This is a genomic window from Winogradskya humida (genome assembly GCF_016862215.1).
In the GTDB taxonomy this organism is placed as follows: domain Bacteria; phylum Actinomycetota; class Actinomycetes; order Mycobacteriales; family Micromonosporaceae; genus Actinoplanes; species Actinoplanes humidus.
The window spans coordinates 1-7,893 of record NZ_BOMN01000162.1 but is presented as its reverse complement, the minus strand read 5'-3'; the positions used below and the strand labels follow the sequence as shown (position 1 = coordinate 7,893).

Here is a 7,893-nt window from a genome sequence, read left to right as displayed (position 1 = left end):
AGTCTTGGGGGCTCGCCTTGGGGCTGGCGGCTTGCGTCCTGATGCCAACAAGAAGAGCAGGCTCCGCTCGTTTCCTTCGAGATGCAGAGATGTTGCTATTTTCTCGAGGAAATCGTCGCTATAATTCTGTTGTTTACCGAGTTCAAGACGTCGGTACCATCCGACGGTGTAGCCAATCTCATGAGCGATCTGCTCCTGGGAGACCGGTTGCTGCGGACGCCCTGGCCGGTTGGATCCCGTTTCTACCGCATCGTCAGAGATCAGACGCTCTCGCCACATGCGGACCTGGCGGGCAAGTTCATCGCCGGGTTCAGGCATGGATGAGGCCGCTGATTTTGCATCGTCGATCTCATCTATGACCGCCTCACGCTCCGGCGGCATAAGTGGCTGACGGTCGAACATCTTCATCCCCCTCTTCAAACTCGGGCAACGGCGCACGCAAGCCCGAGCTCCCAAACTGCTGATGATGGTCTACCGGATTCCAGGTCTGACTACTACGACTTCTTCGGTGCGCATTTGTTAATGCGCCGTTCGAACGGTGTGTTCCAAAACACAGTCGCGATTCCTGCGCTCTGCACAGCCCCTCTATGACGATCAGAAGCGGCGCCGTGAACCAGGGCAGCGAACCTAGATACAGCAACTCGAATCCCGTCCTGAACTGGATTGGTAAGCCACGCGCTCGGCATGGATGCACCTCAAGAGCCCGCTACATCCGCAGGTTGATGATCAACGTCTCTCCGGCGATACCGGCCGACTTCGTGCCCAGAGTCCACACAGGCCTGTTGTGCTACCGCATCCGTAGATGCGATGATCTTCGATGTGATGACCTGGCCTCTAGCCAGTCGTCCAAGGCAGTCGTGTGAGATTATTCCAACCACTGCTACAAGGCTTAACGTCTGCTGAAGTTCGAGGAGTGAAAGCTGAGTGACACGCTCTCGGCAGGACTTGGTCAGGGAGACCCTGTCACGAACATGGCATGAGCCACTCTTGCGAGTCCTGGCCAATGGACCCCTTCGATATGCCGAGGTTCGCGCAAGCCTGATCGACTTGAGGGGCCACTCCCCCGGCGACGGATATATCAGCAAGGGCCTGAAGGACCTCGCGCTGTCAGGGCTCCTTGAGCATCATAAAGCGGAGGATGGCCGCCGGCGGCCATGGCAGATAACTCCCCTAGGAAATCTTGTCCTGCACGACCTTGACAGCATCGGTGAGACCGAAATTGATAGCTTGAACACGGTCAGCGATTCAGGCCGACAGAGCTCAATACCTGGTCCTGTTACACAGGGAGGTTTTTCCATGGACGAGCTTGAAGCCAGAGCACAACAGATTGATACCACGACTCCACATCCCGCTCGGAGGTATAACTACTTCCTCGGCGGCAAAGATCACTTCGAAGCTGACCGCGAATCAGCGCGCTTCATCGAAGCGGTTTTTCCATTTGTCCGAGTTACCACGCGCGAAAACCGAAATTTTCTTAAGAGTGCCGTGGATTTTCTCGCCAATGAAGCCCAAATCGATCAGTTTCTCGACATCGGGACCGGTCTACCGACGGCCGACAATACCCACGAAGTAGCCCAGAGGATCAATCCGTCGAGCAGGGTCGTCTACGTAGACAACGACCCCATGGTGATGACCCATGCCCGGGCACTCTTGACAAGCACGGACGAAGGTCGCTCTTTCTACATCGAAGAAGATCTCAAAAACCCCGCTCGAATACTAAATCATCCGGACCTCAATGAGATTCTGGATTTGAAACGTCCAGTGGCACTGATGCTTGTCGCAGTCATGCATTTTATCAAAGAAGACGATAGTGCTTATAAAATTGTGCGGCAGTTACTCGAAGCAATGCCATCGGGCAGCTTTCTAGTCTTGTCACATATGTCGATTGACAGTCTTTCGACTGAAGTTCAGGCAATGCATAATAAGAACGCCTCAGAGGGAAAAAACGACTCCTATGCACGTACACAAGAGCAGGTCGCCGAGTTTTTCCGTGGGCTCGATCTTGTAGATCCCGGCATCGTGCTGGTCTCGGACTGGCGATCAACGGTTCCGCTGGGCAAGCGCCCTACGCCCGAGCAGATTGCTTGCTATGGAGCTGTAGGTAGGAAACCCTGACTTTGGGGACGGCGACCTCGGTGTTGAAGTCGCCACCCCTGGCGTCCCCGGCAGCAGATTACTTCCAGGCTCCACGAACGTTGCGGCGCAGGTGGCTTCGCGCGTGTGGATGGGGTCTGTCCCATGAGGTTGGTGCGGTATCGGGTGAGATCACGCAACCGGCGCACCCGCGGCGATGGGACGTGGCGAGGTAGTCCCAGGCCAGATCGCGTGGCCAACGCTGCGGGATCGCGGTCAGACCGAAGCGGCTGGTGCGGCGCGGGAATCGCACCCCCAAGTGCTCGGTGTCCAGCATTCCGGTCTCGCGTGCGTCGGCTGGGGTGCGGTAGACCCGTTACAACTCCCGGGCGATCTCCCCGCCGATACTGCGCACGCAGCGGTCAGCCCCGTCGGTCTCGAGGTCAGTCAGCGAGGTCATGCCAGCAGGGCGGCAGGTGTTGATCAGCTTCTGGATCGATCCGACGGGCCAGTGGGTCGGCCGTGGCTGCTGGGTGTGCACGAACGGGCCCCACTGGAGTTCTACCTGCAGCAGAGGTCGCAATCCGCGCAGGTTCACCTGTGCCGGGCAGGGCACGGGTTCGGTGCTGGTGCACCATCGCAGGAACGCGTGCTGGTCCTGGTAGGACACCGGAGTCGGCCGATCGTGTTGGTCGTAGCGCCGGGACCAGGGCCGACGGCAGCTCGGCCGAACCCTGGCTAGCGGCTTTGCGGTAGCGCGTCTCGTGCCCGCAGCACAAGCCGAGCGGCGAGCGGCCAAGCTCGGGCAAACCGGAACCAGGCAATCACCGTAACCGGGGTATGGTCTCTGAAGTGCGACCCATCCGGCGAGGACCGCCTCGTCGGGGACGCCTTGCTGTTTCCACTGGCTCAAAGATCTGAGGCTTTTAAACACTCGGTCGTGTTTGATTAGCTCCGCGAGGAATAGACGGACCTGGCGGCCCCATCAGTTGCCGACACCACCGTATCCCCAGTTCATGACCGAACGACGCGCATACCCATCCGACCTGTCCGACGCCCGCTGGGCCCTGATCAAGCCCCGGCTGACCGCCTGGCGCCAGACCCGCACCGACGCACGAACCCGGCTCCACATCGAGGGCCGCACCCTCACCCACGACCTGCGCGAGATCTTCAACGCGATCCTCTACGTCAACCGCACCGGAATCGCCTGGCGCTACCTACCCCACGACTTCCCTGCACACGCGACGGTCTACGGCTACTTCGCCTTATGGAGCAAAGAAGGGATGAGTTCCCCGCGTTTCGACGGAGCGGAAGCTCCGCCAAACCGGGGGAACTCAGAGCAGCCACTGCCCGATCACCCGGAATACGGCAGCGCGGACAACGGCCCTCCGCACAGGTATCAAATTCTCAGATCGGCGAAACCCAGACGGCTATCCGCACGTGTCTGCCGTTTGGGCCTCCCGGGCCGGCCGCCATGAGTATCGGCCACCAGGATCAGGACTCACGATCGTCGGCGTTTGTCGCGCACCCACGTGACGGCTACCTTGCCCTCGCCAGATTCTCGCCGCTCCATATCGAACAGGTCGATTGCCGCGATCAGGAGTCCGAGCTTGGGGTAGCCATAGGTCCGTGCATCGAAGTCGGAGCGCTGCCGAGCGATCAGCTGCCCGACCTTCGCCAGCCGCGCCCAACCGTCCTCACCGGAAGCGCCTTCGACTGCTTGTCGTAGCTGGTTGACCACGGTGGTGTCCGCACGCAGTCGTTCCCGGCTCCAACTGTCGGGCCCCGTCGATGCGATCTCGGTCGTGACACTGACCGGTGTGCGGAGGTTCTCGCTGTAGACGAACAGGTCACACGCGGCGACGAACGGTTTCCTAACCCGTTGCTCTTGATCTTGATGTAGGCCGCTGACCTCCCGTTCTGTACGCGGCGGGGGTGTTTCCAAGGTCGCATATGGCCGTTAATTGCTCGGCCGTTCCAAGATCAGTTGATGACCCCCTGTTGTTGAAACTGGTTTGGCTCACAAACCCTGGTTTGAATATCAGCCCGACCGCGCCCGGTGCGGCAACGCGGCGGCGAAGACGGCACCTCCCAACGCAGAGGAGGTTCCGAGCTCGTCCAGCAGGGCCGAACGCAAATGCTCGATCATGCGCAGAACCCGCTGCTGCGGTCGGTCGGCTGGGCGGCGAGTGCGGCCACCCGGCGTTGCTTGGCCGAGTCGGTTTCGGTGTCCGCGCGGGCCACGGCGGCGAGATTCTGTGCAGTGGCGGCGGTGATCATGTCGTCGGCGTGCTACCAGGCTTGCTCGCGGGTGGGCCGGGCAATCACGTTAATGCGCAGCCCGAACCGCAGCTGGCGGTCGTGGCGCGCGGCGCGGCGGGAGAGGTCGGTGATGGCTGCGCGATCTCGTCGCCGGGCAGGCCCAGGACAGGTAGACGTCGGCGTGGCGGCCACGTCACGGGCTGGCTCAGAGGTGCCGCCGAAGGCAGGTGCATGCCGCCGGGACCCGGCGATTCAATCGCGGCATTCATGACGGCCTGCTTCCACTGGAGGGCGCCGTCTTTGTCGCGGTCATGATCAAGGCGGGCACGTCGTGGCCATGCGGATAGAACGGGCGCTGTCATGCCCGACGCCGCAGTGACCCGTCCATAAGGCCTCAAGACTTCGGCTTTGGCGATCCCCATGTCCTGACCGAATCCCGCCTGAACCCGCGTTTGCGGACTTGACCAGTGATCAAAGCGCCTTCAGGATCAGCCGCCCAAGGCTGCAGTCTAGATGCACGTGCATGCACACGTGCATCAGCGTTTGCATCCCCGATTGATGCATGAGCATCATTTCCGGCGTGACCACGCAGAGACGTCTAAACCGCAGTTCGGACGCGCCCCGACATCCCACGCCAAGTGGCCATCGAGTGTGGGCGGTGGTAGTTCTGACCGTGTCGCTGATGGCCTTTTCGATCGTCGCAGGAGTGCTGGCGCTGCCGACGGTGGCTGTCCTCGCCGGCACGGCGTGCGTCGGCGTGGCCCAGCAGTTGACCCGTCACCTGCTGCGCCACAGGCATTGACACCATTCCGCCCAAACCGATTCGTTATTAGTCATCTGCCGTGATCACATCCGGAGGAATGTGTGCCCACCGTTATGTCGTCGGGACCCGATTCCGTCGGTCGTCCGGACGTCGCCCGCGAGTTGCTGGGCCGCCTGTTGCGTCTGCTGCGGGAATCACGCAACGTCAGCCGTGCCGATGCCGGCCGGTTCATCGGCTGTTCCGATCCTAAGATCAGCCGCATCGAGCTCGCCGACACTACGGTCAAGGAAACTGACCTGGAGAGACTGCTCGACCTGTACGAGGTCACCGACACCAAGCAGCGCCAGGCGATCCTGCGTCTGGCGAGTCTGCTGAACGTCCGGCAATGGTGGCACGACTATAGAGACGTCCTGCCCGGCTGGCTCTGCTCCTACCTAGTCCTCGAGTCCCTCGCGGAACACATCCGCACCTACGAGACCTGGTTCGTCCCGGGATTGCTGCAAACTCCCGCCTACGCCGAAGCAGTCGTACGGCTGCGCCACCATAGTGAAGACGAGGTCCACCGACGCGTCGAGGCGCGGATGGAGCGCCGCAGTAGAGTGCTGCCCCGCTCGAAGCCAAAGCTGTGGGCAGTGATCGATGAGGCAGCCCTCACCCTCGAGGTTGCGAAGCCATCGGTCATGCGCGAACAGATCGACTTCCTGATCCGCGTGACGGCACGCGATCGCATCCCGATCCAGATCCTGCCGACCGGGCTGGCCGCAGCCTCTGCTGGCGGTATGTCGTTCTCGATGCTGCGACTACCGATCGACCAACTGTCCGACATTGTCTACCTCGAACAGATCGACAGCGCGATCTTCTTCGACAGCGCTCAGGAATCCGACGCCTACCGCGCCGTGTGGCACCGGCTCACCCATGCGGCACGAAAACCCGAAAAAACTATGCCATTTCTGCAGCGCGCTCGCGACGCTCTTGGGTGACACGACAGTCCGGTCACTGGCACCCCGCTCAAGGCTTCACCGTCTATCCGCCTCGTCGTGTTGGTCGGTAGCGTCAACTCGAGAATCGAGCAGTAGGTGTGCAGCAAACCGTGCGCCCCATGCCGTTTGCCGCGCGCTTGCATCGGACACCGAGACAGTTTTCGTCGGGCGATCGCGGGCCGAGACGGTAGTACGTGCACGTCAACGGTATGGTCGGAGCATTCGTCCACCGGGGGGGGACATGACGATGCTGATCGATGACCATGTGGAAAGCCTGCGGGCTCTGCAGCACGAGGCCACCGTCCTCGCGCGTCAACTGGCGACGGCGTCCGCGTCGGGCGGTGACGCGTTCACCGGCGCTGACGACACCGGCACCGTCGAGGCGACCATTAGCGCGGACGGTGGCCTGCAGCAGGTCCGTATTGCGCAGAGCTGGCACAGCACGCTCGGCGACAGCGGTCTAGGCTCCGCGCTCGTTGCCGCGTTGACCAGTGCCGCGACCGCGCGCCTGACCGCGTGGACCCAGGGCTTTACCCAGCCGGTGAGCCCCGACCCGCCAGCAAGCGCCGTCGCAGAGGTGGCGTCCGCCGACGTCGGCGATCCGGCGTCGCCGCAGTCAGCGCTCGCCTTGCGTGACCTGCTCGATCTACTGGATCAGGTGGACGAGCAGACGCCCGCCGCGATCGCCGCAGCCCAGGCCGCCGCCGGCGAGCAGATGTCGGCAGCAAACGTGGCCCGGACGGTACGGGTGACCGCGACAGCCGGAGTGATCACCTCCGCTGACTTCGACCGTGACTGGGTGCGCAGCGCCGATCCCGCACGGATCGCGGAGGCGATCATCGAAGCGGTCCAGGCGGCGCAGCTCCTCACCGCCCAGCAGAAGCAGGACCGTCTGGACAGCGTGCCTGCTGTTGCCCGGCTGCTGCGGGTGACCGACTCACCGAAAACGTTGTGGCACGAGATCGGCCTGATCCGATGACCACCGTCACCGGGAGCACAGGTCGCAGGAGTACGGGAGGAACATCATGACGCAGCCTTCTGATGATCAGGTCGAAGCCTCCATCCATGCGCTGACTGCTGAAGGCGGCGTCTGGAGCGGTATGGCCACCGAGGTCGACGCCATGGCGGCAGTAGCCCGCAGTCTGACGTTGAACGCCTTCCACTTCTCCGGGGTCGGCCACCTGGCCGGTATCGAGGACGTCTACCGCGATCTGCAAGAACGCATCGCGACGCTGCTGCAACAGGCCGCCGACAACTTCGACAACACCGCCGGCGCGCTGACCAAGGCCGCCGACGACTACCAGCGCGACGAGGACAACACCGTCCACCGCATGAAGAACGTCTACTAGTACTGCTACGGGGGTTCGTAGCTTCCGAGCGTGCTGAGTCGTTTGCGGTAGTGGGAGTCGCGGGCTCGTTGGAGGCAGCGGCGGCGGAAGTTGGACCAGGCCAGTACGTGATTGGCGGTGTGCTGAACGGTCAGGACGAGAGCGGCGAACAGGCGTCTGATCTCGTTGACGGTCAGCGGGATCAGGCCGTCATCGTCACCGTGGTCGGGTGTTTGCTGATGACGTTCTCGGTGGTGCGGGTGATGGTCAGGAACGCGGCGGCGGCCATGGCCAGGGTGATGTGGGCGTACCAGGCGTCGTAGCGGCGGACTTGGTACTGGTCCAGGCCGACCTCGTTCTTGGTGGTCTGGAAGCTCTCCTCGACCGCCCACCTCGCGCCCGCCGTGCGAACGAGGGTGCGCAGGCGGGTGCGGCGGGGGCCGAAGCACACGTAGTAGGCGAGTTCGCCGGTGCTGATGTTGCGGCG

8 protein-coding genes and 2 pseudogenes are annotated in these 7,893 nt (G+C 62.4%); 5 read left to right on the top strand and 5 right to left on the bottom strand.

All coding sequences use genetic code 11. The annotated features are described in order from the left end of the window. Positions 1–408 (bottom strand): helix-turn-helix domain-containing protein (locus tag Ahu01nite_RS49950; protein ID WP_203843831.1); only part of this gene is annotated, 408 nt, incomplete at its 3' end. A gap of 888 nt (positions 409–1,296) precedes the next feature. Between Ahu01nite_RS49950 and Ahu01nite_RS49945 the strand changes: the two genes are divergently transcribed. Next, the gene (locus Ahu01nite_RS49945) at positions 1,297–2,115 is read left to right on the top strand and encodes an SAM-dependent methyltransferase (RefSeq protein ID WP_203843830.1); all 819 of its coding nucleotides are present in this window, start codon (positions 1,297–1,299) and stop codon (positions 2,113–2,115) included. 334 nt (positions 2,116–2,449) lie between these two features. Here Ahu01nite_RS49945 and Ahu01nite_RS49940 read toward each other — a convergent pair whose 3' ends face one another. Continuing rightward, complete coding sequence (locus tag Ahu01nite_RS49940) at positions 2,450–2,743, bottom strand: hypothetical protein (protein WP_203843829.1); 294 nt, start codon at positions 2,741–2,743, stop codon at positions 2,450–2,452. Positions 2,744–3,089: 346 nt separating this feature from the next. On the opposite strand from Ahu01nite_RS49940, the pseudogene Ahu01nite_RS49935 reads away from it, so the two are divergent. Continuing rightward, positions 3,090–3,359 (top strand): annotated as a pseudogene (locus Ahu01nite_RS49935) (transposase); the annotation flags it as partial. Positions 3,360–3,574: 215 nt separating this feature from the next. On the opposite strand, the gene Ahu01nite_RS49930 reads toward Ahu01nite_RS49935, so the two are convergent. Together Ahu01nite_RS49930 and Ahu01nite_RS51635 are read right to left on the bottom strand one after the other, a co-directional pair. Continuing rightward, positions 3,575–4,018, bottom strand: a complete 444-nt coding sequence (locus Ahu01nite_RS49930) for an OST-HTH/LOTUS domain-containing protein (RefSeq protein ID WP_203843828.1) — start codon at positions 4,016–4,018, stop codon at positions 3,575–3,577. A gap of 200 nt (positions 4,019–4,218) precedes the next feature. Continuing rightward, positions 4,219–4,353 carry a hypothetical protein gene (locus Ahu01nite_RS51635; protein ID WP_275411866.1) on the bottom strand — a complete coding sequence of 45 codons (135 nt, stop codon included), beginning with the start codon at positions 4,351–4,353 and terminating at the stop codon, positions 4,219–4,221. An 846-nt stretch (positions 4,354–5,199) separates the two neighbouring features. Here Ahu01nite_RS51635 and Ahu01nite_RS49925 point away from each other — a divergent pair. The 3 genes from Ahu01nite_RS49925 (at position 5,200) to Ahu01nite_RS49915 (ending at position 7,427) form a co-directional block, all read left to right on the top strand. Next, positions 5,200–6,078 carry a DUF5753 domain-containing protein gene (locus tag Ahu01nite_RS49925; protein WP_203843827.1) on the top strand — a complete coding sequence of 293 codons (879 nt, stop codon included), beginning with the start codon at positions 5,200–5,202 and terminating at the stop codon, positions 6,076–6,078. 241 nt (positions 6,079–6,319) lie between these two features. Beyond that, complete coding sequence (locus Ahu01nite_RS49920; protein WP_203843826.1) at positions 6,320–7,057, top strand: hypothetical protein; 738 nt, start codon at positions 6,320–6,322, stop codon at positions 7,055–7,057. Positions 7,058–7,103: 46 nt separating this feature from the next. Then, positions 7,104–7,427, top strand: coding sequence for a Z-ring associated ZapG family protein (locus Ahu01nite_RS49915; RefSeq protein ID WP_203843825.1), 324 nt, complete (start codon positions 7,104–7,106; stop codon positions 7,425–7,427). Between the two features lie 181 nt (positions 7,428–7,608). Here the strand turns inward: Ahu01nite_RS49915 and Ahu01nite_RS49910 are convergent. Continuing rightward, positions 7,609–7,893, bottom strand: a pseudogene (locus Ahu01nite_RS49910) (IS701 family transposase); the annotation flags it as partial.